Origin of the sequence: Thalassospira tepidiphila MCCC 1A03514, from assembly GCF_001662875.1 — a bacterium.
GTDB classification, from domain to species: Bacteria; Pseudomonadota; Alphaproteobacteria; order Rhodospirillales; family Thalassospiraceae; genus Thalassospira; species Thalassospira tepidiphila.
This window is the reverse complement of the sequence record NZ_JPVZ01000002.1, coordinates 193072-216349: the sequence shown is the minus strand read 5'-3', so window position 1 is coordinate 216349 and position 23278 is coordinate 193072. Positions and strand designations below refer to the sequence as shown.

Below are 23278 nucleotides of genomic sequence, written 5' to 3'. Positions count from 1 at the left end.
TACCGGATTACCCGACCGATTGGAGGAAGTGAATGTTTGATACCAAAGTCGCCCTGATTTTGCGCAATGACCTTGAAACTTGGCAATCCCTGAATGTGACGGCCTTCCTGATGAGCGGCATTGTTGCCCAAACCCCTGATATCATCGGCGAGCCCTATATCGACGCCAACCAGAATATCTATAACCCGCTGTCGCGCCAGCCCGCCATCGTTCTGGCCGCCGATGGCGATACCATCGCGAAAATCCATAAGCGCGCCTTAAACCGCGGTGTCAGGGTATCGGCCTATATCGAGGAAATGTTTGCCACTGGCCACGATGCGGCCAATCGGGATGTTTTTGCCAAAGCGGATCCTGAAACGGCAAAGTTTGTTGGCATTGGCATTCATGCTGATAAACGCAGTGTCGATAAGATCACCAAGGGTGCGAAAATGCATCCCTGAGGCCAACAAACTGCGGGAATGCCTGCTTACGAAACCTGCCAGGCATTCCTGAGATGCTCGATCCTGCCCCAATTTCGAACAATCATCAGATCAAGGCGAAGGTCACCCGTGTGGCCGATCTTGCCCGCGTAGGCTTCAAGTGCACGGGCGATGCGGTTTTGCTGTTTGGGGGTAATGGCATGCAGGGCGGTTGCGCGATCGGTGCGATTTTTGACCTCGACCGCAACCATGACATTTCCACGTCTGGCGATGATGTCGATTTCACCGACCGGGCTTTTGTGGCGGATGGCCAGAATGCGATAGCCCTTGAGCCGTAACCAGAATTCACAAAGTTTTTCCGCGCGGCGTCCGGCCTTTTCCGCCCGCTTGCGGCTTGATGTGTCATCATGCACAGGACGGGATCGGGCCATGGTCAATCCGGGTCCGACTTGGCCAGCTCAAGGGCACGGTTATAAAGATCGCGCTTTTTAAGACCGGTTTCGCGGGCCAGGATATCGGCGGCATCCTTGGTGCGGTGGGTTTTGATCAGTTCGCTTAGGCGCGCGTCGATGTCTTCGGCACTTGGTTCGTTTTCGCTGGCGTCCGCCGGACCGACAATCACCACGATCTCGCCTTTCGGCGCGCCGGCCTCATTATAATGAGCCGCCAGATCGGCAAGCGTGCCATTGCGGACTTCTTCAAACATTTTGGTCAATTCGCGGGTCACGGCGGCTTCGCGTGTGCCCCCCAGCATCTCGGCCATATCGGTCAGGCTTGCCGCCAGTCGCTTGGGACTTTCCAGAAAGATCAGGCTGCCCGGGATCGGGGCAAAGCGCGCCAGTTCCTTTTTGCGCGCCATCGATTTGGGCGGCAGGAAACCGGCATAAAAGAAATGATCGCTCGGCAGGCCAGACAGGATCAGGGCAACAATCGGCGACGCGGCACCCGGGGCGGCGGTGACAGTGAACCCTTCTGCCTTACAGTCGCGTACAAGTTTGTAGCCCGGATCATTGATCAAGGGTGTTCCGGCATCGGAAATAAGGGCAAGGCCCTGCCCCTTGCCCAGACGGTCCATGATTTCGGGGCGCATCTTGGCCGCGTTATGTTCGTGATAGGCGATTCGCTTGGTTTTCACGCCATATCGCGACAGCAATTTCCCCGACGTTCTGGTGTCTTCACACAGGATGACATCGGCACGTTTGAGGATTTCAAGCGCCCTGAACGTAATATCGCCCAAATTTCCGATTGGAGTAGCGACAAGATAAAGACCAGCTGAAAGCGGCAAATGGCTTTCATCATGTTTACTTGCACCCTCGCCCGCATTACCCTGCGGACGAAACGACTTATCTGGAGGTGAGAGTGGGTTGTCCGAAACGTCATCCGTTACAGAATCGGATGCAGAAAGAGGCGCTGCCGTGTCAGGCGATGTCAGATCGGGATCGGTTTTCGGATCTATTTCCGGCTTGGGGCCGGATTGCGCGCCGGACGGCATCTGTGGTTGTCCTCTCTTTCGGGCTGACCGCTTGTAATGCGACCACGAGTATCACGGACCTTTTCGGCATGCAACGTGATGGGGCGCCGGTTGAAAATGCCAATCAGCCAGGCGGCAATACCGTTGATCCCAACAGTGCCCCCAATCAAGGCCTGATCCCCGATGCCAGCCCGTGGCCAAGCGATGCTGCCTTGCCTGAGGGTGAGGGCGCTGAGCTGCCGTTGCTTTATAATGACGATGCGGCTGTTTTTGAAAAGCGGGTTGCGTTGTTGTTGCCGCTGTCAGGTCAGCACGGCGAACTGGGCCGGGCGATGCGCCATGCTGCTGAACTCGCCATGTTTGACATTGCCGGTGATGACTTCATCCTGATGCCGATCGATACCGCAGGCACCTATCAGGGCGGACAAAATGCCGCACGCGAGGCTGTCGATGCCGGTGCCAAGATGATCCTTGGTCCGCTATTTGCCGAATCGGTCAGTGGGGCGAGCGAAGTTGCCAAATCGGCGAATGTGCCGGTGGTGGCCTTTTCCAACAATCGCCGGGTCGCGGAAAGCGGGGTTTGGGTCAATGGCCTGATCCCCGAAGACCAGATCGCCCGTGCGGCTGGCTATGCCACGACGCAAGGGCGTTACCGTTTCGCAGCCCTTCTGCCGCAAAACGATTATGGCCGCCAGATCGCAAGCGGATTGAATACCGTTGTCTCGCGCGTTGGCGGGACCCTTGGCCGGGTGGCGTTCTATCAACCCGGTTCGGAAGATTTGCAGCAAACCATTCGGGACTTTGCCAATTACGACGCGCGGCGCGCGAACCTGCGTGCTCACAAGGCGCAGCTCGAAGCCGATGGCAGTGCCGGGTCCAAACGCGCACTAAGGCGCCTTGAAGGGGTCGATACCTTTGGCGAGCTAGATTTTGATGCCCTGATCCTGCCGGCCACCGGTGGCGAGTTGCGTCAGGTTTCCTCGCTTCTGGCCTATTTCGATGTTGATCCATCCGTGGTGCAGTTTATCGGAACGTTTGGCTGGAACGATCCGGGCCTGTTTGCCGAACCGGCACTCAAGGGTGGGATTTTTGCCGCCCCTAACCCGGAAAACTGGGAACTGTTTGCCGCCCGTTTTGAGCGCACCTTTGGCAGCCAGCCGCCCCGCATTTCAAGCCTTGCCTATGACAGCACGGCTTTGGCGGCCCTTATGGCGCGTGATGAAAACAATATGAGCCAGCAGACGCTGACCAATCCAAGCGGATTTGTCGGTGTGGACGGTATCTTTCGTCTGACCCCGGATGGTCAGTCGGAACGTGGCTATGCCATCATGCAAGTCCAGCCCGATGGTGCAAAGGTAATTGCACCCGCCCCGGCAAGCTTCGATCAGGTTTTCTGATCTGGATCTTGTTAACTGCTGAAACTTTTAAACGCCTGTCGGATCAAGCCCCGGCAGGCGTTTTGTCTTTGTAATTGCACAGATCATTGACGATGCAGTCACCACAGCGCGGCTTGCGCGCCTTGCAGATATAACGCCCGTGCAGGATCAGCCAGTGATGGGCATGGGTCATGAAGCGGGCCGGAACCTTTTTCAGCAGCGCCTTTTCAACCGCCAAAACCGTCTTGCCATTGGCCATGCCGGTACGGTTGCCGAGCCGGAAAATATGGGTATCGACCGCCATCGTATGCTCGCCCCAGGCGATGTTGCGTACCACATTGGCGGTTTTGCGGCCGACACCGGGCAGTTCTTCGAGCGCTTCCTGATCGTTGGGGACAATGCCGCCATGCTTTTCCACAAGAATTTTGGCCGCCGCCATCACGTTCTTGGCCTTGCCACGATAAAGCCCGATGGTCTTGATGTGCTCGATCAATGCTTCTTCGCCAAGATCAAGCATGTCTTGCGGGGTCGAGACGATCTGAAACAGCTTTTTGGTCGCCTTGTTCACCCCGACATCTGTCGCCTGTGCCGAGAGGGCAACCGCGACCAGAAGGGTATAGGGATTGGTGTAATCCAGCTCCCCTTTCGGTTCCGGGTCCGCATCGGACAGGCGCTGGAAAAACTCTTCGATGGCGGCTTTGTTCATCGGGCGGGCCATGGGCTGCGATCTCTTTTTATGTATCGATATTTGGGGTGGGGAGTGTCGTTAATACGCATCCCCTGATCCGATTTACGTGTTGCAAACTATATAAACTGTGAGGGGTGAAAAATCGAATTTTGATTGCAGCTGTCCTGTACACCAGCGCACAATCGGATATCCAGCAACAGGTAACTTACATGCCAAACGTGCCGCGTTCAGCCAAACCGATCTTTCGGGTGGATCTGTTTCCGCCGCGATCGCTGTCGCGCCGGGCTGCCCGCAATATTGTGCTGTTTATAGCCGCACTCACAACGACCATCGGGTTTATCTTCTGGTCGGTGGGCGCGTGGCCGGTGATCGGGTTTTTGGGCCTTGATGTTATCTTGCTGTCCCTGGCGTTTTATTTCAGTTTTCGGTCCGCCCGTCAGGAAGAACGGATCGAGCTTGCGCACGGCAACCTTCGGGTGACACGGATTTCGGTGCGTGGTGAACGCGAGGAATTTGATTTTCAACCCTATTGGCTGCGCGTGGTGTTGGAACGCGGCGAGGATGAACAAGCCGCGCTGTTTTTGCGCACGCATGGCAAAAGTCTGGAAATTGCGCGTTTTCTGGGCGCAGATGAAAAGGAAAATCTGGCGCACAGGCTTGAGACCGTTTTGCGCCAAACCCGCTGCAATCCTGCCGATATTCCGATCTGAGGCCCGTGATCTGAGTGTTTTGCAACCCGGTTATGAAGCAATTCGAAAGCCGGGTTTTGTGCCTTAAAAACCGGCTTTTCTTGCCCATTGCGCCGGTTTATCGGGCCTGAAATGCGGTTGATCGGATCAAAAATGCGGTTTGAAGGCAAAAAACAGCCAAGATTCCCCACTTTGACCGCTTGCGACTTTGTGGCGACTTTCATATATAGGTTCGCGGGGTAACGAAGAAGCCCCAGAAAAATTACGTGTATTACAACCATTGGTCCCAGGAGGTCCTGCGCGGCGCTTCATTTTGGAGGCTGCGGGACGGACCGGCCGCTAAAAGAGGAACTTACTATGGGTAAGATTATTGGTATCGACCTTGGCACCACCAACTCGTGCGTAGCAGTCATGGACGGCAAAGAAGGCCGTGTGATTGAAAACAGCGAAGGTGCTCGTACCACTCCGTCAATGGTCGCTTTCACCGATGATGGTGAACGCCTTGTCGGTCAGCCGGCGAAACGCCAGGCAGTCACCAACCCGGAAAACACCCTGTTTGCCATTAAACGTCTGATCGGTCGTCGTTACGGCGATCCGGAAGTCGAAAAGGACAAGGATCTCGTTCCGTACAAAATCGTATCGGGCGAAAACGGCGATGCATGGGTTGAAGTCAATGGCGAGAAAATGGCCCCGAGCCAGATCGCAGCCATGGTGCTTCAGAAAATGAAGGAAACTGCAGAAGCCCATCTGGGTGAGCCGGTAACCGAAGCCGTGATTACCGTTCCGGCATACTTCAACGACTCCCAGCGCCAGGCAACCAAAGACGCCGGCAAGATTGCGGGTCTTGAAGTCAAACGTATCATCAACGAGCCGACCGCAGCAGCACTGGCCTATGGTCTGGACAAGAAAGACGGCGGCACCGTGGTCGTTTATGACCTTGGTGGTGGCACCTTTGACGTGTCGGTTCTGGAAATCGGCGATGGCGTTTTCGAAGTTAAATCGACAAACGGTGATACCTTCCTTGGTGGTGAAGACTTCGACAAACAGATCATCGATTACCTTGCTGACGAGTTCAAAAAAGAACAGCAGATCGACCTGCGTAAAGACCGTCTGGCCCTGCAGCGTCTGAAAGAAGCTGCCGAGAAAGCCAAGATCGAGCTTTCCTCGTCGATGCAGACCGATGTCAACCTGCCGTTCATCACCGCAGACGCCTCTGGTCCGAAACACCTTAACATCAAGCTGTCGCGTGCGAAGCTTGAAGGTCTGGTTGGCGATCTGATCGAACGCACCATGACCCCGTGCAAGGCAGCGCTGAAAGATGCCGGCATCACCGCTGGTGAAATCGATGACGTTATCCTGGTCGGCGGCATGACCCGTATGCCGAAGGTTCAGGAACGCGTTAAAGAGTTCTTTGGCCGTGACCCGCACAAAGGTGTGAACCCGGATGAGGTTGTTGCCCTTGGTGCCGCGATTCAGGGTGGTGTTCTGCAGGGTGACGTCAAAGACGTTCTTCTGCTGGATGTGACCCCGCTGTCGCTTGGTATCGAGACGCTTGGTGGTGTCTTCACCCGCCTGATCGACCGTAACACCACGATCCCGACCCGTAAGTCGCAGACCTTCTCGACCGCTGAAGACAATCAGACGGCCGTGACCATCCGCGTCTTCCAGGGTGAACGTGAAATGGCGGCTGACAACAAGATGCTTGGCCAGTTCGATCTGGTTGGTATCCCGCCGGCACCGCGCGGTGTTCCGCAGATTGAAGTGACTTTTGACATCGACGCCAACGGTATCGTCAACGTGTCTGCCAAAGACAAGGCGACCAACAAGGAACAGCAGATCCGTATCCAGGCATCTGGTGGTCTTTCCGATGACGAGATCGAAAACATGGTCAAGGATGCGGAAAGCAACGCCGAAGCTGATAAAAAGCGTAAGGCCCTTGTCGAAGCCCGCAACCAGGCAGAAGCCATCATCCATGCCACCGAAAAGAACCTTTCGGAACATGGTGACAAGGTTGACGATGCGACCAAGTCGGAAATCGAAAACGCCCTGTCGGCTTTGAAAGAAGCCAAGGACGGTGAAGATGCCGAAGCCATCACCACCAAGCTGAACGAACTGCAGCAGGCCTCGATGAAACTTGGCGAAGCCATGTATCAGGCCCAGCAGGAAGAAGCTGGCGCAGGTGACGCGGCGGACGCTGATGCCTCTGCACAGGCCGACGACGGTGTTGTTGACGCCGACTTCGAAGAAGTCGATGACAACAAAAAAGACAAGTAAGGCGACCGCAGAGGTCGTCTTGAACGACGCCCTGTAAAGAAAAATCGGGCCGTTCCGGACGCAAGAATTTGCTGGAACGGCCCGACCGTATTTCGGAGTTACAGATGGCGAAAGAAGATTATTACGAGCTGTTGGGTGTCAGTAAGGATGCCAGTGCAGCCGAGCTGAAAAGCGCCTATCGCAAGCAAGCGATGAAATACCACCCGGACAAAAATCCGGGCGATACCGAAGCTGAAGTCAAATTCAAACAGGTGAGCGAAGCTTACGAGGTCCTGAAGGATCAGGAAAAGCGCGCGGCCTATGACCGTTTTGGCCATGCTGCCTTTGAACAGGGCGGCCCCGGCGGCGGCGGCTTTGGTGGTGGCTTCGGCGGTGGATTTGGCGGCGGCGGTTTTGCCGACGTCTTTGACGAGATCTTTGGTGCCATGGGCGGCGGACGCCGCGGTGGTGGCGGATCGTCCCGTGGGGCGGATCTGCGCTACAACATGGCAATCACGCTTGAAGAAGCGTTCGAAGGCAAAAAGGCCGAAATTACCATTCCGGGGTCCGTATCGTGCGACAGTTGTGACGGTACCGGTGCCGAAGCCGGTTCGCAGCCGGTCAATTGCCCGACCTGTAACGGTCACGGCAAGGTCCGCGCACAGCAGGGCTTCTTTACCATTGAACGCACCTGCCCAAGCTGCCATGGCAAAGGCAAGATCATCAAGAATCCGTGCAAATCCTGCCACGGTGTTGGTCGCGTCGAAAAGGAAAAGACCCTTCAGGTCACCATTCCGGCCGGTGTCGAGGACGGCACACGCATTCGCCTGGCGGGCGAAGGCGAGGCAGGCACTAATGGCGCGCCTCCGGGTGATTTGTATATCTTCCTCGATATCGGGCATCACCGCTTCTTCCAGCGCGAAGGAGCCAACCTGTATTGCCGGATTCCGATCCCGATGGGCAAAGCTGCCCTTGGTGGCACCATCGAGGTCCCGACTATCGAAGGCACTCGTACCCGGATCAATATCCCGGCCGGTACCCAGTCCGGTCAGCAGCTTCGTCTGCGTGGCAAGGGCATGAGCATCCTGCGCAGTCAGGCGCGGGGCGACATGTTTGTAGAAGTCAGCGTCGAAACCCCGGTCAATCTGACAGACCGTCAGAAAGAGCTGCTTGAGGAATTCGACGAGATTTCGCGCGAACAGGGGTCGAGCCCGGAAAGCGAAGGGTTCTTTTCCAAGATGAAGGAAATCTGGAAAGACCTGACCGACTGATCGGCTTGCGCTTAAAAGATCAATATCCCAAACCCCCGGCCGCTTTGCCGGGGGTTTTGTTTTGCGCTGTCGGAGCCGTGTGTTAAAGCAATTACGAGTTTGAATTTGCTTGCCCGGAGGAGACCGGAAATGAAGATCGGGATTGTTGGATGTGCTGGCCGTATGGGGCGGATGTTGGTCAATGAAACGGCCAAGACCAAGGGCTGTGAGGTTGGTGGCGGCACCGACCTGCCCGGAAGCCCATTCATCGGCAAGGACGTCACCCTGATCGCCGGTCTTGAAGAAAGCGGCGTTGTGGTTGGCGATGATCCCAAGGCACTGTTTGAAGCGGTCGATGCGGTGATTGATTTCACTGCCCCGGCGGCGACCATGAAACATGCGAAACTGGCCGCCGAAACCGGTACCATCCTTGTGATAGGCACTACCGGGCTTTCCAACGATCAGAAGGACGAGTTGAAAGTTGCTGCCCAAAAAGCCCCGATCATCTTTGCGCCGAATATGAGTGTTGGTGTTAACCTGGCCTTCGCGCTGGTCGAAAAGGTGGCAAGCGTTCTTGATAAGGATGTCGCCGACATCGAAATCGTTGAGATGCACCACAAACACAAGGTCGATGCCCCGTCGGGTACCGCGCTTGGCCTTGGTGAAGCCGCTGCCAAGGGGCGTGGGGTTAATCTGGATGATGTTGCAGTTCGTTCCCGCGATGGCCACACAGGTGCGCGTGAAGACGGCACCATCGGCTTTGCAACACTGCGCGGTGGCGATGTGGTCGGCGATCACACGGTTGTCTTTGCCTGTGAAGGCGAGCGGATCGAGATCACCCATAAGGCATCCTCACGCGAAGTCTTTGCCAAGGGCGCTGTGCGCGCCGCCAAATGGGCCGAAGGCAAGGCACCGGGGCTTTATTCGATGCGGGAAGTTTTGGGACTTTAAGGGCCCAGAACGTCAAAGCTGATCCGTTTAAAAAAAAAGACCCCGCTGCAGCGTGTTGCAGCGGGGTCTTTTGCGTTTGATATATGCCTTAGTACTAGTGCGCGTCGGCCCAGCTATCCCCGATGCCGGCATCGGCGATCAGCGGTACGGACAGGTGGGCGGCGTTTTCCATGACTTCGCGGATGGTCCTGATGGCCTTTTCGGCTTCGTCTTCCGGGGCCTCAAAGATCAATTCATCGTGGACCTGAAGCAGCATGCGGGTTTTAAGCCCGGCATCAAGCAGCGCGTTCGGGACTGCAATCATCGCGCGTTTGATGATGTCGGCCGCCCCGCCCTGAATCGGCGCGTTGATTGCGGCACGTTCGCCAAAGCTTCGGCGCATGCCGTTTTTGTCATTGATGCCGTTGATGTGGATATGGCGGCCAAACAGGGTGCGGACAAAGCCGTGCTTCTTGGCGAATTCCTTGGCCTCGTCCATGTAATCGCGGATGCCGGGATAAATCTCGAAATAGGCTTCGATGAATTCCTTGGCTTCCTTCTGGGCAATGCCAAGCTGGTTGGCGAGACCAAAGGCCGAGATGCCATAAATGATGCCGAAGTTGATCGCCTTGGCCTTGCGACGGACCATCGGGTCCATGCCTTCGATCGGAACGCCAAAAACCTTGGATGCGGTTGCGGCGTGGATGTCCTCGCCATTTTTAAACGCCTCCCGCAGGGCGTCGATCTCGGCCACGTGGGCCAGAAGGCGCAATTCAATCTGCGAATAGTCGGCAGAAATCAGTTTGTGACCGGGCTCGGCGATAAAGGCTGTACGGATTTTCCGGCCTTCCTCGCTTCGGATCGGGATGTTTTGCAGGTTCGGGTCATTCGATGACAAACGCCCGGTATTGACGTTGGTTTGTCCGTAACTGGTATGGACCCGCCCTGTATTGGGGTTGATATGGTGGGCCAGCGCGTCGGTATAAGTGCTTTTAAGCTTGGAAAGCTGACGCCATTCCAGAAGCTTGGCCGGAAGGTCATAGCCCTGGGCGGCCAGCGCCTCAAGCACGTCGGCCCCGGTCTGCCAAGCGCCGGTTTTGGTCTTTTTGCCGCCGGGCAGGCTCATCTTATCAAACAGGATTTCGCCCAATTGCTTGGGGCTGCCAAGGTTGAACGGCTCACCCGCCATTTCGTGAATGGTTTCCTCAAGGGCGGCCATGCGTTTGGCAAAGTCTTCGGACAGGTTTTTAAGGATCTCGGCATCGACCTTGACCCCAAGGCCTTCCATTTCGGCCAGAACCGGCACCAGCGGACGATCAAGCGTCTCATATACGCTGGCCATATGTTCCTGCGCGATGCGGGGTTTGAGCAACCGATGCAGGCGCAGCGTGATATCGGCATCCTCGGCCGCGTAATCAAGCGCCTTGTCGAGCGGGACCTGATCGAAGGTGATCTGGGTCTTGCCACTGCCGCAGACATCCTTGAAGGAAATCGGTTTGTAATCCAGATGCAGTTCGGCCAGTTCATCCATGCCGTGGCCGTGGCTGGTGCCATCAAGCACATAGGACAGCACCATGGTGTCATCCATCGGGGCAACCTTGATGCCATGGCGGGCCAAAACGATCATATCGTATTTCAGGTTCTGACCGACCTTCAGCACACCGGGGTCTTCCAACAACGGTTTGAGCAGCTCAATCGCGCGTTCGAGCTTGATTTGCTTCGGCGCGTCCTTGCTGTTGCTTGGGCTGTCGGCGGGATTGTCGCCAAAATCAAAGCCGCCTTGCGCCGCGCCACTGACATGACCAAGCGGGATATAGCAGCCATTGCCCGGCTCGGTCGAAAGCGAAACACCGACCAGTTTGGCCGTATGGGCGTCAAGTGACGTGGTTTCGGTATCGACCGCGACGGTGCCCAAATATTCGGCCTCGGAAATCCAGTGCTTTAGGCGGTCTTCATCCTGCACCAGTTCATATTCGGCCTTTTCGACCTTGATATCATTGACGCCAACACCGGCCGCTGTCGGGTTTTCAAATTCAACATCGCCGCCGAATTTTGACTTTACTTTAGAAAGCAATGATTTAAAGCCGTGACTTGCGATGAAGCTTAAAAGAACTTCCGGATCGGGTTCACGCAATTCGAAGTCACCGAGTGGTTCGACCACAGGCACATCGGTTTTCAGCGTCACCAGATCGCGCGAAATACGGGCAAGCTCGGCATTTTCGATCAGTTTCTCGCGGCGCTTGGGTTGTTTGATTTCGCCAGCGCGTTCCAGTAGAGAATCAAGATCACCATATTCATCAATAAGTTGGGCGGCGGTTTTAATGCCAATACCGGGCACACCCGGCACGTTATCGACGGAATCGCCCGCAAGTGCCTGAATATCAATGACCTTGTCCGGGGAAACGCCGAATTTTTCCAGAACTTCGGCAGCACCGATGGTGCGATTCTTCATCGCATCAAACATTTGCACCCGATCGGTGACAAGCTGCATGAGGTCCTTGTCCGAAGACACGATAATCACGTCAGAACCTTCTGCCTCGGCCTGGCGGGCATAGGTCGCGATCAGATCGTCGGCCTCAAAACCTTCAAGTTCGATCGATGGTAGATTAAACGCACGGGTCGCATCACGGATCAGGCCAAACTGCGGTACCAGTTCTTCGGGGGGCGGCGGACGATGGGCCTTGTAGTCGGGATAGAAGTCGTTGCGGAACGACTTGCCCTTGGTGTCAAAGATCACCGCCATATGGTCTGGTTTGGTATCTTCGCGCAGCTTCATCAGCATGGTGCAGAAGCCATAGACCGCATTCACCGGCGTGCCATCGGGGCTCGTCATCGGTGGCAGGGCGTGAAAGGCGCGGAAAATAAAGCCGGAACCGTCAACCAGAACGACGCGACGCGGGGATTTGGCGGCGGACGAACCGGTGCTGGACGGGGCGGAATCTGTCATGCGTCTCGTGCTCTTATACTCGTTAAAAGATTGGCCGGAAGAATGCCCGATCCCGGCCTGTAAGTCGAGTGCCGCCTGCCGTAAACAGGCAAAAACACCCAAGGCTGCTGACAGTTTTGCGCTTGCGAATGCCAAGGGTAAGCTTATGCGCCTGAGATATCATTTCGAAATCATAACAATATCGCCAAAACCCTCATTTTCCGGGTTTTTTGGCATCATTCTTCTTTGTGCTTATCAGCTTGCCCCGGGATTGCTATGGTAGCGGATTACTTCATCCCAAGGGACATGGGAGAGCGGGTTCGTGGCCCGGAAAACGAGCAAGCCGGAATTTTTGCCAAAAGGCATCGGCGTCGAAACTGCAGGTCCGGCGCGTGAGCTTTCAGATGACATGAAGCTCGCCACCCGGAAAGGCAAAAAGCAGAAAGACCGTCGCAACGCGAACGGTGGTGGATGGCGCAGCTTTTTTAGCGTCACTGCATGGCTGCGCTTTATCCTGACCTTTGGTACTTTTGGCCTGATCGTTCATGGCCTGTTCGTTGTTTTTGGCATTTATGAACGCAATCAACGCCTCGCCAACTTTGATCACTTCGTCTTGTTGATCAAACTCGTGGTGTTTGTCGCGCTGATGTACCTGTTCTACGCGATGCTGATGCATTACGGCCCGATCCGCCACAAGGTGCGTGGCATCTTCTTTCTGGCCTTGGCACCCGTGGCCGCCCTTTGCATCTTCATGATCTATGGTGGCGGGCAGATTTTTGGCAGTTTCCTACCGGTGTTGCAGTTCCTGACCCTGACCGTCGGGGTGGGTGGATTTTTGCTCTATATTCTGGGCTATACCTGGATTACCGGGCGCAAGGTCAAACGCGAAGCGGCCAAACACGGTGATCCGGCCCAAGTTGTAAATGATGGCGATGCTGCGGGTGACAGAACTTTGCCACCGCTGGTCCAGGGCGATCGTCGTCGCCAGAATACGGCGGGCAATCTGCGTCTGCGCCGTACAGATGGCGGTGATGGTCCGGCACGGGGCTCAGCGCGGCGCAAGATCGAACTGCCTGACGTATAATTGCCGCATTAAAGCTTCGTTCAGGAGCTGTGTTTTTCCAGAACCAGACCCGCAAGATAGAGGGATCCCAGAATAAGCACCCGTTTCGGGGTGCGGCAGGCATCAAGAAGCGGGGTAATGGCCGCTTCGAAGCCGTCACAGGAAAATGCCGGGGAAATGCCACAGGCAATTGCCGCGTCGCGCAGGGTTTCTGGCAGATGTGCCTGATGTTCGCCAGGGATCGGTACACCAGCCAAGGCGGTGATATGCGTTGCCAAAGGTTTCAGGAAGGCTTCCGCATCGCGGTTATCAAGCATGCCCATGATGACAACGGTGTCGCCAGCGGGTTGGCGCGACAGCCAGTCGGCAATCGCCTCGGCCGCGGCAATGTTGTGGCCACCATCCAAAATCAGATCGCAGCCATCGGGCAAGGCGTCACACAGCGGGCCTTTGGTAAGTTTCTGAAGCCGTGCGGGCCAGCTTGCGGTTTCAAGACCACGGGCAAGGATATTGATGTCCTTTCCGTCAAAGCCGGGAATGCCGGCCTTGCGCACCGAGGCAATCGCAGTGGCAGCATTGGTGTATTGATGGCGTCCCGGCAGGGCCGGGTGCGGGAGATCGATCTGCTCGGTCCCGATGCGGATCGTAAAGCCGTCTTCGCGTTCCTCAGTCACCTCGAAATCATTGAAGATCGGGGCCGAAATGCGGTTGGCGTGACAGGCCAGCGTATTAAACGCCTCAAGGCTTTGTAGTGCGGTAATGCATGGAACGCCGGTTTTCATGATCCCGGCCTTCTCGAACGCGATTTTGGCAATCGTGTCACCAAGGAAGCCCTGATGATCTAGCGAGATTGGCGTGATCACGGTCGCGGCAGGTTTATCGATGACGTTGGATGCATCAACACGTCCACCCAGCCCGGTTTCAAGCAACAGGACATCGGCCGGAACCCGCGAAAACGCCAGGAACGCCGCGGCCTGGGTAATTTCAAAGAAGGTAATCGAGTCCCCGGCATTAACCGCCTCAACTTCTTCGAGAAGATCACACAGGGCTTCTTCTGAAATCATCTGGCCAGCAAGGGTGATGCGTTCATGAAAACGCACCAGATGCGGGGATGTGGAGCAATGCACCCGAAGTCCCGCCGCCTCATAGATCGCGCGCAGATAGGCAAGGGTCGATCCCTTGCCATTGGTGCCGGCGATATGAATGACGGGGGGGAGTGAAAGGTGCGGATTGCCCAGCTTTTCAAGCAGCCGGGTAATCCGCCCTAACGAAAGGTCGATGACTTTCGGGTGCAGCTTGCCAAGGCGAGCAAGGATTGCGTCGCTGCCCGCCAAGTTATTTATCCGCACTCGGAGTTTTGGATTTGGTCGATTTGGCCTTGGCGTCCTTGATCGGAACCACAGCCGCACCCGGTTTGGTGCGACGGATCATATCGATCAGGCGGCCAAAGGTCGCGTTCAGTTCTGAACGCGGCACGACCATATCCACCATGCCATGTTCCAGAAGGTATTCGGCCGTCTGGAAGTCATCGGGTAGTTTTTCGCGGATGGTGCTTTCGATCACGCGGCGCCCGGCAAAGCCGATCTGTGCGCCCGGTTCAGCGATCTGGATATCACCCAGCATGGCAAAGGATGCCGAAACACCGCCAGTGGTCGGATCGGTCAGGAGCACGAAATAGGGCAGGCCCTTTTCCTTGACCTTTTCGATCGCAGCCGTGGTGCGTGCCATCTGCATCAGGCTGAGAATGCCTTCCTGCATACGCGCACCACCCGATGCGGGAACGACAATCAGGGCCGCATCCTGCACACAGGCAAGTTCAGCTGCTGCAACGATGCCTTCGCCAACGGCGATGCCCATCGATCCCCCCATGAAGGAGAAGTCGAAAACGGCAATCACGGTCGGATGACCACCGACTTCGCCATGGGCGACAGCCAGCGCATCCTTGAAGGTTGCCTTGGCCTGGGCCGCCTTGAGGCGGTCGGTATATTTCTTCTGATCGCGGAATTTCAGCGGATCGACCGGAACATTCGGCAGTTCAATGGTCTGGTACTTGCCACCATCAAACAGGGTTTCGAGACGTTCCTTGGCGGAAATGCGCATGTGATGACCGCAATGCTGGCAAACATGATTGTTCTTTGCCAGATCGCGATGAAAGATCATCTGTTCGCAGGATTTGCATTTGTGCCAGAGGTTTTCGGGCACATCAGTGCGGCGAACAAGTTTCTGAATCTTTGGACGGACGAATTCAGTCAGCCACGACATATCGGATACTGATCCTTGGTTCTGTCTATATCGGTTCTTTCAAACGCAGCGCCATCTATTTGCGCGCGTTTCGGACCCCGTTTGCAAGTTCACGCACAAGGCCGGTAACCATAGAGGCGGTCTTATCGGTGGCCTTGCCGTTTTCGTCAAGACTTTCGGCAACTTTTGATACGATTGCCGATCCGACGACAGCGGCATCGGCCTGTTTTGCCACGTCGGCTGCCTGGGCTGCGGTCTTGATGCCAAAACCGACCGCAATCGGCAGATCGGTATGGCGGCGCAGGCGTCCCATTGCTTCGACGATCTGCTCGTTGCTGGCAGATCCGGCACCGGTCACACCGGCAACCGAGACATAGTAAACAAAGCCTGAGGTATTCTGAACAAGTTTCGGAAGACGCTTGTCATCAGAGGTCGGCGTGGTCAGACGAATGAAGGACAGGCCCTTTTCCACGGTCGGAATGCAAAGCTCTGCATCTTCTTCGGGTGGCAGATCGACAACGATCAGGCCATCAACCCCGGCATTGCGCGCATCTTCAAGAAATTCGGCAACGCCATAGATATAGATCGGGTTGTAATAGCCCATCAGGATGATCGGCGTATCATGATCCTGATCGCGGAAGCCGCGCACAATCGACAGCGTCTTGCGCATATGCATGCCAGCGGCAAGCGCGCGAAGCGATGCTTCCTGAATGGCGGGGCCATCGGCCATCGGATCGGTAAACGGCATGCCCAGTTCGATGATGTCGGCACCGGCTTCTGGCAGCTGTTTGAGGATTTCAAACGAGGTTTCCGGGTCGGGATCGCCTGCGGTGATAAAGGTTACCAGACCTGCACGGCCTTCTTCCTTGAGCTTGGCAAAACGTTTGGCGATGCGGTCCTGGCCGCCGATGATAGCGTCGCTCACAATTCTACTCCCAGTGCTTCGGCCACGGTAAAGATGTCCTTGTCACCCCGGCCACTCAGACACATGAGGATGATCTTGTCCTTGCCCATTTTCGGGGCTTCTTTCATGATCTGCGCGATCGCGTGGCTGCATTCCAGTGCGGGAATGATGCCTTCGAGTTCCGAACAGAGTTTGAAGGCCGCAAGGGCTTCCTTGTCGGTGATCGGCTCATAACGCGCACGACCGATATCCTTAAGCCAGCTGTGCTCCGGCCCGATGCCCGGATAATCAAGACCGGCCGAAATCGAATCGGCTTCCTTGATCTGGCCGTCATCATCCATCAGCAGATAGGTACGGTTGCCGTGCAGAACGCCCGGCTTGCCCGCCGAAAGGCTTGCGGCATGTTTGCCGGTATGAACGCCGTGACCGGCGGCCTCGACACCGACAACTTCGACACCCTTGTCATCAAGGAACGGGTGGAACAGGCCAATGGCGTTGGACCCGCCGCCAACCGATGCAATCACCTGATCGGGCAGGCGATTTTCAGCTTCCATGATCTGTCGGCGGGCTTCATTGCCGATGACCGACTGGAAATCACGGACCATTTCCGGATAGGGGTGCGGGCCAGCTGCGGTACCGATGATATAGAAGGTATCTTCGACGTTGGTGACCCAGTCACGCAGGGCTTCGTTCATCGCATCTTTCAGCGAGTTCGAACCGGAAACGACCGGTTTGACCTCTGCACCGAGAAGGCGCATGCGGAACACGTTGGGCGACTGACGTTCGATATCCTTGGAACCCATATAGACCGTGCAGGGCAGGCCAAAGCGTGCGCACACAGTCGCGGTCGCAACGCCATGCTGACCGGCGCCGGTTTCGGCGATGATACGGGTTTTGCCCATGCGCTTGGCCAACAGGATCTGGCCGATGCAGTTATTGATCTTGTGCGCGCCGGTATGGTTAAGGTCTTCGCGCTTGAAATAGATCTTTGCACCGCCGAGTTCCTCGGTCAGGCGTTCGGCGAAATAAAGCGGGTTTTCACGGCCGACATAGTGACGGAGATAGTAATCCATCTCTTTTTTAAACGCGGGGTCTGCCTTGGCGTCCTTGTAGGCCTGTTCCAGCTCAAGGATCAGCGGCATCAGGGTTTCGGCGACAAAGCGTCCGCCGAAATTGCCGAAATGCCCGTCCGGATCGGGCAGAGCGCGAAAGCTGTTAGGTGCAGAAGACGTCATGGAAGTTCCCCGTGGATTGGCCGTGATGGCGTTCACGACAGCATAGGCAGGTGACAATATATGGTCTGCCAGACCATCTGTGCGCAAGCACCGGCAGGGTCTGGCCCCATACTGTACCTAAAAAGGTGCGTATTGGATTAGTGGGCTGCGTGCTCGGCCAAGGATTTGTCGAAGATATATTTTTTCGAGCAATACGGGCAGACCACCTCGCCTTTTTCCTCAAGATTAAGGTAAACGGTCGGGTGCCCAAGGTGACCTTTTCCGCCGTCGCAGGCAACATTTAGCGTGCCGACTTTGATTTCTTCGGTGATCTTCATATATCCAGCTCCAAGTTTGCCTTTTTCAGGCTTGTATGACCATCGGGATTGGCCGCGCACTGTGGACAGCATTGACCCCGGTTTCCCGGGAATGATACCGATTGGGCATATTCAATCAATACTTCCGCGTGCTCATGGCGCCTCATGGTCTTAGCGCAAACAAGCGACGCGGAAAAGAGTGGAGATCACGGACATATGACTGCAATGCCCGACTATGCCATCGAAGTCGAGGGGCTGACAAAGGTCTATAAGGGATCAAACGGTGAAAAACTCGCCCTTGATAACGTTTCGCTCAAGATCCCGCGCGGCTCGTTTTTTGCCCTGCTGGGCCCGAACGGCGCCGGAAAGTCTACGTTTATCAACATCTTGGCTGGTCTTGTCACCAAGACCAGCGGCACGGCAAAAATCTGGGGCAACGATATCGAAGCCCAGATGCGCGCCGCACGCTGCTCCATCGGGATTGTGCCCCAGGAACTTAATCTGGATGCATTTTTCACCCCGCGTCAGGTGATGGAATTGCAGGCGGGCCTCTATGGCGTGCCGAAATCCGAACGCCGCACGGACGAGATTCTTGCCGCCATCGGACTCGCCGACAAGGCAGACTCGTACGCAAGGTCGCTTTCGGGCGGGATGCGTCGCCGTCTTCTGGTCGGTAAGGCGATGGTTCATACGCCGCCGGTTCTGGTTCTTGATGAACCGACGGCCGGTGTGGATATCGAACTGCGTCAGCAGCTTTGGGCTTACGTCAAGGAGTTGAACAAAGCGGGCGTCACGATTGTTCTGACCACGCATTACCTTGAAGAAGCCGAAGAACTCTGTGACGAGATCGCGATCATCAATCAGGGCAATGTCATTGCCCATGAAGACAAGCGCAGCCTGCTGCGCCGGATTGATCACAAGACGCTGGTTCTGACCGTGAACAATGAACTGAACGCAGTACCCGAGGCCCTGTCGCCCTGGGGGGCAGAGCTTAAATCGGAAAACCAGATCGCGCTTCATTACCGCCCGAGCAACACGCAGATGGCGGAAATCCTTGAAGCGATCCATGGCTGTGGCCTTGCGATTAAGGATCTGTCGACCGAGGAAGGCGATCTTGAAGACATCTTCTTGATGCTGACCCGCGATAATAACAAGCAACGCGCAGGTGCCGGCAAGGCTGCCTAATTCGTTGCGTTTTCGTAATCATGTACAAAACCCCGCAAGAAAACTTGCGGGGTTTTGTGTGGTTGCGTTTTGATCCGCTCGATCACTTGAATCTGCTGGTAGCCATTTTCATCGCAGCTTCAATCGAGTCCCAAGCGTTATCCATGCCAGCTTTCATGTCTTGCCAGGCGGTATCGCTTGATTTTTGCAATTCTCTAAGCTTCTGCTCGGCCTCGTCTTGCATGGCGCGGAGCTCTTTGACTTGTTTCTGATACTGTATCTGTGCATCGGCTTCTGCCGACTCAGCCTGCGCCTTAAGCTTGTCAATCTGGGCACTCCACTCATTGAGTTGGGCTTCCAGTTTTTTCTCGTAAGCTTCTTTCATGCTCATGGTCGTATCCTTTCGTTGGAAAACGTGTGGAACGATCGATATGGCAACAAGGCATATTGCCCAATGTCTGCATCTGTCATTGGATTAAAAAACCCGCTGAACCTGCTGTAGTTCTACTAGATCGGGCCGACTGGTTAAACCTTAAACCAGAATTTCCTCAATAACCCGAGTGCCCGCTTGGAATATGTAATGTGTGACAATACCTTGCGGGCGAACGCATTATAATCTTCATTGAGTGTCTGTGTTTCCAGCGTAGGGTTGGTCGCCGTCTTGTCACCGTGTTTATTGCGCCCCGTTGTCCGCCTTTGTGCGATGTTGTTGTTTGCCGGGATGGTAAGTGCCTGTGCGCCAACCGTTCGACCGGCGGGGCTACCGATTGCCCAGACCGTGCTTGGGCCAGACGGTTTTGTTGCGGCCGATGGTGCGGCGCTGCCGTTGCAAAGCTGGGGCAATCTTGAAGATCCCGATGCAGTGATCCTTGGTCTGCACGGGATGGGTGATTATGCCAATGCTTTCATGGAGTTGGGTGAACAGGTGGGCTCGAAGGGCATCGCGATCTATGCTTATGATCAGCGTGGCTTTGGCCGTACGGCTACACGTCCGTTCTGGGCGGGCACGGCGAGCCTTGTTAATGATGCCAGCGATGCATTGACGCTGTTGCGCGCGCGCTATCCCGATACGCCGATTTACCTTCTGGGGAATTCGATGGGCGGGGCGGTGGCGATCATCACCGCGGCCACGCGCGGGCATTTGATGGATGGCCTGGTTTTGGTGGCACCGGCAGTTTGGAACCGGAACATGATGCCGTGGTATCAGACTGCACCACTTTCGATCCTGTCACACAGCCTGCCATGGTTGCCGCTGACGGGGCGGGGGCTTGATATCTGGCCGTCGGACAATATCGACATGTTGCGTCGGCTGTCGCGGGACCCGCACATGATGTCTTCTGTTCGGGTCGATTTGCTTGCCGGGGTCGCCGATATCATGGATTTGGCGCGCGTTCGGGCCGGGGATATCTCTGTGCCAACGCTTTTGCTGTCGGGCATGCAGGATCAGGTGATCCCGCCCAAGGCAGTTGCGGCACTTGATGATGAACTGTCCAGCCTCGGTTTGCCCGACTATCACCACTGCCTTTATTCGGAGGGGTATCACATGCTGTTGCGGGATCTGAACGGGCCGGTGGTGATCGAGGATATTCGGCGCTGGGTCACGGATCGCACAGATCGGAAAAATTATTCCTGCACAATCAAATGATTGCATTTTGACCCATAAACCGTGATCAGGTAGCCTTTTTTAAAGAGTTGCAAGGCATTGTGCAGGTTGTCGAACCGCTGTTTCGTTCCGATATGCCAAGCAGCAATTGATGATGCACCATCACTTAACCGGAGGATCAGGACCGGCATGCTAAGGACCATTCGGGCGAAGTTCCTGGGTGTCGCGGCCTTTTTTGTCGTGTGGCTCGTTGTGGCCACCGGTTTCTCCGTGATCCAGTCCCTTGGCATCAATGGTGATCTTGAGGCGGTGTCGCGTTACGTCACGCCGGTTAAGGACTCGCTTTCGGACGTGCGTGCGCGCCAGCTTGAACAGATTTCGCTGATTGATCGTTACATGCGGGTGGTCGAAAGTGACGGACCGCAGACATCGCTTTTGAATGGCATCGAGATCGAAATCGAAGCCAAACAAACCCAGATCGAACAGGCCTTCCGCAAATCCTTTACCTTTGCTGCCCTTGGTCGGGCGCAGGCATCCGGTCACTTTGACGAGGGTGTGCTGTTTGATCTTGATGTGCGCATGCGGGAATTTGCCGATGTATCGGCACAGTTTTCCTTGGGCGTTGAACGCCTGCTTGATCAGGTGCGGGCAGGAAACCTTGCAGATGCCCGGTCACAGGAAAACACCGTGCGCGGCCTGCATCGGATTATTGTGCTGAACCTGCGCAATGAAATCCGGCTTCTTGAAGATTACGCCGCGCAAACAGTGGAAAACGTTTCCAAGCGCGAAGATTTCCTGATTCAGGCTGAATTCATCATGATGCTGGCGGCCGTTATTATCGGTATTTCGCTGGCCTATTATATGGCGCATGCGGTGGTGGTTGCCGTGCGCAAAACCACGAGTGCGTTGAATTCCATTCAGTCGGGCAAGCTCGATACCAAGCTTGAATTCAGCTCCAAGGGTGATTTTGGCCGGTTGGCCGATGCCTTTAACCGCATGACGCGCGAACTCCGCGTGCGGTTCAGGATGCGCGAACGCTTTGGCAAATATGTCGATCCGAAAGTCATCAATAATCTGATCAATCAGGAAACCGCGCTTGAGAACTCCGAAAAGCGCGTGATGACCGTCAGTGTCGTGAACCTGACCGGGTTTGACTGGCTGGCCGAACATACCCCGCCCGAAAAGCTTGTCGATTTCCTCAATGACTATCTCACCGCGATGACCGAACCGATCGCCAATCAAAGCGGCATTATCGACAATTTCGTTGGTGACCGCGTGATCGGCTTTTGGGGTCCACCCTTCTGCGGCGAAGGGTCCCATGCCAAACATGCCTGTCAGGCGGCCCTTGAACAGGTTGCGCGCTTTAACGCGCTTAAGACCAAATATGCCGAGCTGATTGGCGATCATGGCCTTGAAATCCGTGTTGGCATTGCGACCGGCGAGGTGGTTGTCGGTTCCATTGGTACGGACAAATCACGCGCCTATACCGTGGTTGGCGATTGCGTGAACTATGCCAACCGTCTGGAAAAGGCCAACCGGGTCTATGGCACGCAAATTCTGGCTTCGCACGAAACGGCCAGCATGGCGTCGGGCGAGGTCGAGATGCGCGACCTTGATCATGTGGTGCTGCTGGGTACCGAAAAAGTCGTCTTCCTTTACGAAGTACTGGCGCAGGGCGGACAGCTTTCCGAAGAACGGCGTGAATGGCGCAGCAAGTACGAAACCGCCATGGCGCATTACCGCGATGGCAATTTCGATGCGGCCCGGCCGCTTTATGAGGAAGTCATCGCGTTTGATGACAGCGACTTTGCCGCACAGCTGATGATGAACCGCATGGAGCGCCTTGAGCGGCGCGAACAGGACCGCGAATGGGATGGCACCTGGGTGGTGCGTGACCCGTATGAACGCCGTGATGTCGAAAGCTGATTGCAGCCACAACCTGCCACGGTTACCTTAACCGGGATCGGGGATGATTGAAGGGGGGGGCGGGGTTCGAAAACCCTTGCCCGTTCAGGTCAAAACCTGTATCACCCAAACCGCTCGGGCCACACATTCCAGTCACGGCCCCACATATTGCGCACCCGTAGCTCAGCTGGATAGAGCGTTGCCCTCCGAAGGCAAAGGCCACAGGTTCGAATCCTGTCGGGTGCGCCAATTTCCTCACAAAATTGCTTTGTCAGTTGGCATCCGCGGATAGTGCGCGTAAGGATGATTTTTCACCGTGCCGAAACCGGCAGGGGCGCGTTTTTGCATTTGTTGGGGCGAACCAATGACAAAGCTGTTTTTCCTTTTCACCATTCATCCGGTTTCGTTGGCGATCTGGACCTTTGTTGTGATGGCGATGGTGGTGATGACCGGCTGGGCACACCTTGCCACGCTGACCTTTGCGTTTGAGGCTGGCATATTCGATGCTGATGTGACGCTTGAAGAAGATGTCGCCGTCATTCTGGTTGCCTTTGGCGTGTTCCTTGAGATGCGCGAAATGTTAGCGAAACGTGCCTATGGCACAGAAATTGCCGAAAAACAGCATGATCTCAACGAACTTTCAGAGCGTTACGGCGCCTATCTTCTCATTATCGGGCTGTTTATGGAAATCAACGACCAGTGCTTCGAGCCCCTGCTTGAAAATACCGGGTTTGCCGCGATTGGCGTATCGACCATGGCTTTGTTTGACGTGATTGCGCTTGTTGTGGGCTTTGGTTATCTCGCCAAACTGTTCGCTCCGACCCGTTCTGTCGCAGCTTGATACGATCACGTTACACTGACAGTC

22 protein-coding genes and 1 tRNA gene are annotated in these 23278 nt (G+C 55.7%); 13 read left to right on the top strand and 10 right to left on the bottom strand.

The window, feature by feature from the left end; translation table 11 throughout:
* The first annotated feature begins 32 nt into the window (after window positions 1–32).
* A complete protein-coding gene (locus TH4_RS04975; RefSeq protein ID WP_064780181.1) occupies window positions 33–440 on the top strand; it encodes a DUF2000 family protein in 408 nt (135 codons plus the stop codon).
* A gap of 26 nt (window positions 441–466) precedes the next feature.
* Here TH4_RS04975 and TH4_RS04970 read toward each other — a convergent pair whose 3' ends face one another.
* Window positions 467–850: a YraN family protein gene (locus TH4_RS04970; RefSeq protein WP_064780180.1), complete on the bottom strand. Its 384-nt coding sequence runs from the start codon at window positions 848–850 to the stop codon at window positions 467–469.
* A 2-nt stretch (window positions 851–852) separates the two neighbouring features.
* Window positions 853–1911, bottom strand: a complete 1059-nt coding sequence (gene rsmI, locus TH4_RS04965) for a 16S rRNA (cytidine(1402)-2'-O)-methyltransferase (protein ID WP_083996979.1) — start codon at window positions 1909–1911, stop codon at window positions 853–855.
* 68 nt (window positions 1912–1979) lie between these two features.
* Here rsmI and TH4_RS04960 point away from each other — a divergent pair, with 68 nt between their 5' ends.
* Window positions 1980–3287 carry a penicillin-binding protein activator gene (locus TH4_RS04960; protein ID WP_064780462.1) on the top strand — a complete coding sequence of 436 codons (1308 nt, stop codon included), beginning with the start codon at window positions 1980–1982 and terminating at the stop codon, window positions 3285–3287.
* A 43-nt stretch (window positions 3288–3330) separates the two neighbouring features.
* Here the strand turns inward: TH4_RS04960 and nth are convergent, their stop codons facing one another.
* On the bottom strand, window positions 3331–3972 hold the full coding sequence (gene nth, locus TH4_RS04955) for an endonuclease III (RefSeq protein WP_063086839.1): 642 nt from the start codon (window positions 3970–3972) through the stop codon (window positions 3331–3333).
* Window positions 3973–4163: 191 nt separating this feature from the next.
* Between nth and TH4_RS04950 the strand changes: the two genes are divergently transcribed.
* From TH4_RS04950 to dapB, 4 genes are all read left to right on the top strand, one after another.
* Window positions 4164–4664: a DUF2244 domain-containing protein gene (locus tag TH4_RS04950; RefSeq protein WP_064780179.1), complete on the top strand. Its 501-nt coding sequence runs from the start codon at window positions 4164–4166 to the stop codon at window positions 4662–4664.
* Between the two features lie 336 nt (window positions 4665–5000).
* Entirely contained in the window at window positions 5001–6917 is a 1917-nt protein-coding gene (gene dnaK, locus TH4_RS04945; protein WP_008888681.1) for a molecular chaperone DnaK, read from the top strand.
* Between the two features lie 104 nt (window positions 6918–7021).
* Window positions 7022–8167: a molecular chaperone DnaJ gene (dnaJ, locus tag TH4_RS04940; protein ID WP_063086408.1), complete on the top strand. Its 1146-nt coding sequence runs from the start codon at window positions 7022–7024 to the stop codon at window positions 8165–8167.
* Window positions 8168–8296: 129 nt separating this feature from the next.
* A complete protein-coding gene (gene dapB, locus TH4_RS04935; RefSeq protein WP_064780178.1) occupies window positions 8297–9097 on the top strand; it encodes a 4-hydroxy-tetrahydrodipicolinate reductase in 801 nt (266 codons plus the stop codon).
* A gap of 94 nt (window positions 9098–9191) precedes the next feature.
* Here dapB and polA read toward each other — a convergent pair whose 3' ends face one another.
* A complete protein-coding gene (polA, locus tag TH4_RS04930) occupies window positions 9192–12023 on the bottom strand; it encodes a DNA polymerase I (protein ID WP_064780177.1) in 2832 nt (943 codons plus the stop codon).
* Here polA and TH4_RS04925 point away from each other — a divergent pair.
* Window positions 12022–12285, top strand: coding sequence for a hypothetical protein (locus TH4_RS04925; RefSeq protein ID WP_064780176.1), 264 nt, complete (start codon window positions 12022–12024; stop codon window positions 12283–12285). The genes polA and TH4_RS04925 overlap by 2 nt on opposite strands.
* A gap of 39 nt (window positions 12286–12324) precedes the next feature.
* The gene (locus TH4_RS04920; protein ID WP_064780175.1) at window positions 12325–13086 is read left to right on the top strand and encodes a hypothetical protein; all 762 of its coding nucleotides are present in this window, start codon (window positions 12325–12327) and stop codon (window positions 13084–13086) included.
* Window positions 13087–13106: 20 nt separating this feature from the next.
* Here the strand turns inward: TH4_RS04920 and TH4_RS04915 are convergent, their stop codons facing one another.
* The 5 genes from TH4_RS04915 to TH4_RS04895 form a co-directional block, all read right to left on the bottom strand.
* Window positions 13107–14399, bottom strand: a complete 1293-nt coding sequence (locus TH4_RS04915; protein ID WP_083996978.1) for a bifunctional folylpolyglutamate synthase/dihydrofolate synthase — start codon at window positions 14397–14399, stop codon at window positions 13107–13109.
* Between the two features lies 1 nt (window position 14400).
* On the bottom strand, window positions 14401–15327 hold the full coding sequence (gene accD, locus TH4_RS04910; RefSeq protein WP_008888672.1) for an acetyl-CoA carboxylase, carboxyltransferase subunit beta: 927 nt from the start codon (window positions 15325–15327) through the stop codon (window positions 14401–14403).
* Between the two features lie 55 nt (window positions 15328–15382).
* The gene (gene trpA / locus TH4_RS04905; protein ID WP_064780173.1) at window positions 15383–16231 is read right to left on the bottom strand and encodes a tryptophan synthase subunit alpha; all 849 of its coding nucleotides are present in this window, start codon (window positions 16229–16231) and stop codon (window positions 15383–15385) included.
* The gene (gene trpB / locus TH4_RS04900) at window positions 16228–17445 is read right to left on the bottom strand and encodes a tryptophan synthase subunit beta (protein WP_008888670.1); all 1218 of its coding nucleotides are present in this window, start codon (window positions 17443–17445) and stop codon (window positions 16228–16230) included. The genes trpA and trpB overlap by 4 nt, the downstream gene beginning before the upstream one ends.
* A gap of 137 nt (window positions 17446–17582) precedes the next feature.
* Window positions 17583–17762 carry a zinc-finger domain-containing protein gene (locus TH4_RS04895; protein WP_040822460.1) on the bottom strand — a complete coding sequence of 60 codons (180 nt, stop codon included), beginning with the start codon at window positions 17760–17762 and terminating at the stop codon, window positions 17583–17585.
* Between the two features lie 195 nt (window positions 17763–17957).
* Here TH4_RS04895 and TH4_RS04890 point away from each other — a divergent pair, with 195 nt between their 5' ends.
* Window positions 17958–18926, top strand: a complete 969-nt coding sequence (locus TH4_RS04890) for an ABC transporter ATP-binding protein (protein ID WP_064780172.1) — start codon at window positions 17958–17960, stop codon at window positions 18924–18926.
* An 82-nt stretch (window positions 18927–19008) separates the two neighbouring features.
* On the opposite strand, the gene TH4_RS04885 is transcribed toward TH4_RS04890, so the two are convergent.
* A complete protein-coding gene (locus TH4_RS04885) occupies window positions 19009–19296 on the bottom strand; it encodes a sll1863 family stress response protein (RefSeq protein ID WP_064780171.1) in 288 nt (95 codons plus the stop codon).
* Between the two features lie 270 nt (window positions 19297–19566).
* Between TH4_RS04885 and TH4_RS04880 the strand changes: the two genes are divergently transcribed.
* From TH4_RS04880 to TH4_RS04865, 4 genes are all read left to right on the top strand, one after another.
* A complete protein-coding gene (locus TH4_RS04880) occupies window positions 19567–20550 on the top strand; it encodes an alpha/beta hydrolase (RefSeq protein ID WP_245227742.1) in 984 nt (327 codons plus the stop codon).
* Window positions 20551–20697: 147 nt separating this feature from the next.
* A complete protein-coding gene (locus TH4_RS04875; RefSeq protein WP_064780169.1) occupies window positions 20698–22434 on the top strand; it encodes an adenylate/guanylate cyclase domain-containing protein in 1737 nt (578 codons plus the stop codon).
* Window positions 22435–22585: 151 nt separating this feature from the next.
* Window positions 22586–22662 (top strand) — tRNA-Arg (locus tag TH4_RS04870).
* A gap of 115 nt (window positions 22663–22777) precedes the next feature.
* Window positions 22778–23254 carry a hypothetical protein gene (locus TH4_RS04865; RefSeq protein ID WP_064780168.1) on the top strand — a complete coding sequence of 159 codons (477 nt, stop codon included), beginning with the start codon at window positions 22778–22780 and terminating at the stop codon, window positions 23252–23254.
* Window positions 23255–23278 lie beyond the last annotated feature (24 nt).

Excerpts from the sequence above, each read along its gene's own strand:
- TH4_RS04975 (WP_064780181.1), top strand. The coding sequence starts at position 33 with ATGTTTGATACCAAAGTCGCCCTGATTTTGCGCAATGACCTTGAAACT.
- TH4_RS04970 (WP_064780180.1), bottom strand. The coding sequence starts at position 850 with ATGGCCCGATCCCGTCCTGTGCATGATGACACATCAAGCCGCAAGCGG.
- rsmI (WP_083996979.1), bottom strand. The coding sequence starts at position 1,911 with ATGCCGTCCGGCGCGCAATCCGGCCCCAAGCCGGAAATAGATCCGAAA.
- TH4_RS04960 (WP_064780462.1), top strand. The coding sequence starts at position 1,980 with ATGCAACGTGATGGGGCGCCGGTTGAAAATGCCAATCAGCCAGGCGGC.
- nth (WP_063086839.1), bottom strand. The coding sequence starts at position 3,972 with ATGAACAAAGCCGCCATCGAAGAGTTTTTCCAGCGCCTGTCCGATGCG.
- TH4_RS04950 (WP_064780179.1), top strand. The coding sequence starts at position 4,164 with ATGCCAAACGTGCCGCGTTCAGCCAAACCGATCTTTCGGGTGGATCTG.
- dnaK (WP_008888681.1), top strand. The coding sequence starts at position 5,001 with ATGGGTAAGATTATTGGTATCGACCTTGGCACCACCAACTCGTGCGTA.
- dnaJ (WP_063086408.1), top strand. The coding sequence starts at position 7,022 with ATGGCGAAAGAAGATTATTACGAGCTGTTGGGTGTCAGTAAGGATGCC.
- dapB (WP_064780178.1), top strand. The coding sequence starts at position 8,297 with ATGAAGATCGGGATTGTTGGATGTGCTGGCCGTATGGGGCGGATGTTG.
- TH4_RS04925 (WP_064780176.1), top strand. The coding sequence starts at position 12,022 with ATGCGTCTCGTGCTCTTATACTCGTTAAAAGATTGGCCGGAAGAATGC.
- polA (WP_064780177.1), bottom strand. The coding sequence starts at position 12,023 with ATGACAGATTCCGCCCCGTCCAGCACCGGTTCGTCCGCCGCCAAATCC.
- accD (WP_008888672.1), bottom strand. The coding sequence starts at position 15,327 with ATGTCGTGGCTGACTGAATTCGTCCGTCCAAAGATTCAGAAACTTGTT.
- trpB (WP_008888670.1), bottom strand. The coding sequence starts at position 17,445 with ATGACGTCTTCTGCACCTAACAGCTTTCGCGCTCTGCCCGATCCGGAC.
- TH4_RS04895 (WP_040822460.1), bottom strand. The coding sequence starts at position 17,762 with ATGAAGATCACCGAAGAAATCAAAGTCGGCACGCTAAATGTTGCCTGC.
- TH4_RS04890 (WP_064780172.1), top strand. The coding sequence starts at position 17,958 with ATGACTGCAATGCCCGACTATGCCATCGAAGTCGAGGGGCTGACAAAG.
- TH4_RS04885 (WP_064780171.1), bottom strand. The coding sequence starts at position 19,296 with ATGAGCATGAAAGAAGCTTACGAGAAAAAACTGGAAGCCCAACTCAAT.
- TH4_RS04875 (WP_064780169.1), top strand. The coding sequence starts at position 20,698 with ATGCTAAGGACCATTCGGGCGAAGTTCCTGGGTGTCGCGGCCTTTTTT.
- TH4_RS04865 (WP_064780168.1), top strand. The coding sequence starts at position 22,778 with ATGACAAAGCTGTTTTTCCTTTTCACCATTCATCCGGTTTCGTTGGCG.